The organism is Bacteroidota bacterium, from assembly GCA_018831055.1.
GTDB lineage: Bacteria > Bacteroidota > Bacteroidia > Bacteroidales > B18-G4 > M55B132.
In genome coordinates this window covers 1-2,448 of the sequence record JAHJRE010000066.1, presented here as the reverse complement: position 1 = coordinate 2,448, position 2,448 = coordinate 1, and the positions used below count along the sequence as shown (strand labels likewise).

The following is a 2,448-nucleotide window of genomic DNA, read 5'->3' as shown; positions in this document are numbered from 1 at the left end:
TGATTCAATTTTCATTTTGATGTTTTATTGTGCGTGGATAATTTGGCTCTTTTGCGAAGCTTTGGTTGTGAGGTGGCTTGTGCGGCTTTGCAAATGTGCCAAATTTGCGCTGGCCATTATTTTTCTTTTTCTTCTTTCAGTGGGTAGAAAAGCTAAATTAATTCCATTCATTATTTCTTAATTTCACTGATTCATTTTCTTTCAACTAAGTGTTTCATTATTTGCACTGTCTTCACACCTTGTGCATAACGGTTGGCAATATGGCCAGTGGCGGTTTGCGGGCTACAACACTATCCAGCGTTACAAACCTTGATGCGGGGCAGAATACTTCACATTACCTCTTCCCCCGCCATTGGCTATATTGCGTGTTGAACTAAACCTAAAGGTAGCTAAAGCCGAAACTTTTCACTACCTTTAAGGTTACACTTATTTAAACATTAAAAATATGAAAAAAAACTAACGATCATTGAAAATGCCTGTGAAAATATTTCCACCTTTAATGAGCTTTATGGAAAGCTTAGGCGGAGTATTGAGATCACCGGTAAGAGCCAAAGTACCCTGACCAATTATGGCCGCTGTCTGGCTGCCATGGCCCTGCATTTTAATTGCAATCCTTTGGAACTGGATGAAGAACAGGTTCTGGATTATCTTCACTTCATCCGAACAAAAAGCAAAACGCCATCCGGGAGTTATTTCAAACATACGGTCTATGGTTTGAGTTTTGCCTACAAAGTGATGGGCATAGCAGGAAAAGATGTCAGTCTTCCATCCCTGAAGCTTCCCAGAAAACTTCCCGTAGTATTAAGCCGTCAGGAGATGCGTGCCCTGTTATCAGCCCCTCACTTATTAAAACACAGGATCGTATTGGGTTTGTTATATGGTTGCGGATTACGCCGGTTTGAGTTGCTGAACATCAAACTACAGGATGTTGACCTTGATCGTCGTATGCTGCATATCAGGGAAGGAAAAGGGATGAAAGATCGCTATGTTCCCATAGGGGAGATGCTATCCAGAGGTATAAAAACATATTTAGAATCCGACCCGCCATACATATGGCTTGTAAATGGGAAAAACAATTCAGGACAACTACAACAGTTCTCAGAGACGGGTGTTCAGTGGATCATTAAAGAGGCGGCAAGGCGAGCGGGGATAAAAAAGCATGTTACCTCTCATGTTCTTCGCCACACCTATGCTACACACTTACTGGAGATGGGTATGGATATTATGACCCTGAAAGACCTTTTAGGCCACAGCGATATCAAAACCACGCTGGTTTACCTACATATAGCTCAACTGGGACGTGATAAGGCTTTCAATCCTCTGGACAGGCTTTACGAAAAGGGAAATGATCAATGAGAGAGGCCTGTGAAGTGGCCGATATTCTTCAACAACAGATCACAAATCTTTCCAAGCTTACGGCCAACACCTGGCAAATTCGGACATTACAAGCCATTGCGGATTGCCGTACCCATGCCCTGGGCGGACATATCGATAAGTGCGATAATCCTAAATGTAATCACATCCATATCAGCTATAACAGTTGCCGCAATCGACACTGTCCCAAATGCCAGGGGAATAAGCGGGAAGAATGGATATCAAAGCGCGAAGGTGATTTACTCAATGTGCCTTATTACCACGTTGTATTTACTCTTCCGGATCATCTCAATAAGGTTTGCCTGTATGAACCAGGAAAAATCTATGGTCTGATGTTCAAAACAGCCTGGTCAGTGATACGAAGTTTTGCATTCAATCCCAAGTTTTTGGGGGCAAAAACGGGAATGATTGCAATATTGCACACCTGGGGACAAAACCTCACTCTGCATCCTCACCTGCATTGCATTGTTCCGGGGGGAGGAATAACAGCCGGAGGTAAATGGAAAGCGGTAAAGGGAAAAGATAAGTACCTGTTTCCTGTAAAGGCTCTTTCGAAAGTATTTCGAGCCCGTTTTGTTGAATATCTGCGTAAGGAAATGGATTTACCAGGAGATCTTTACAAAGAACTCTTTTCAAAACAGTGGGTTGTGTATTGCAAACGGCCCTTTTGGGGTCCACAACAGGTGGTAGAATATCTTGGCCGGTACACTCACAAAATAGCAATCAGCAATCACCGTATTAGAGACATCCAGTGCGATAAGGTAATTTTCATGGCCAAAGATTATCGTCATGGAGGTAAAACACATCCTGTTACTCTTAGCCAGCAAGAATTTATCCGCCGGTTTGCTATGCATATTTTGCCCCGGGCATTTGTGCGCATCCGGCATTATGGAATTCTGAGCAGTGTGATAAAGAATTCAGTTATTCCCAGACTACAGCAGGAACTTGGAGAACCGGTATTGCCTGCAAGGCCAATTTTTTTACACAGGCAGTGTCCTTGTTGCCGAAAAGGCCGGTTGATTACCCTTTATATGTTTAAAGGCCGTGCACCACCCCGACAAAACGTTCTTAATC

Annotated in this window: 4 protein-coding genes; 3 read left to right on the top strand and 1 reads right to left on the bottom strand. The window is 43.1% G+C overall.

Annotation, left to right across the window (positions count from 1 at the left end; translation table 11 throughout):
• A partial coding sequence (locus KKA81_03930) for a hypothetical protein (protein MBU2650062.1) occupies nucleotides 1-181 on the top strand: 181 nt, incomplete at its 5' end.
• A 275-nt stretch (nucleotides 182-456) separates the two neighbouring features.
• Here the strand turns inward: KKA81_03930 and KKA81_03925 are convergent.
• Nucleotides 457-702, bottom strand: a complete 246-nt coding sequence (locus tag KKA81_03925) for a hypothetical protein (GenBank protein ID MBU2650061.1) — start codon at nucleotides 700-702, stop codon at nucleotides 457-459.
• Here KKA81_03925 and KKA81_03920 point away from each other — a divergent pair.
• Nucleotides 589-1,356 (top strand): tyrosine-type recombinase/integrase, encoded by a 768-nt coding sequence (locus KKA81_03920; protein ID MBU2650060.1) that lies wholly within the window; start codon nucleotides 589-591, stop codon nucleotides 1,354-1,356. The genes KKA81_03925 and KKA81_03920 overlap by 114 nt on opposite strands.
• Nucleotides 1,353-2,448, top strand: a 1,096-nt coding sequence (locus KKA81_03915; GenBank protein MBU2650059.1) for an IS91 family transposase, incomplete at its 3' end; no start/stop codon positions are given. The genes KKA81_03920 and KKA81_03915, both read left to right, overlap by 4 nt.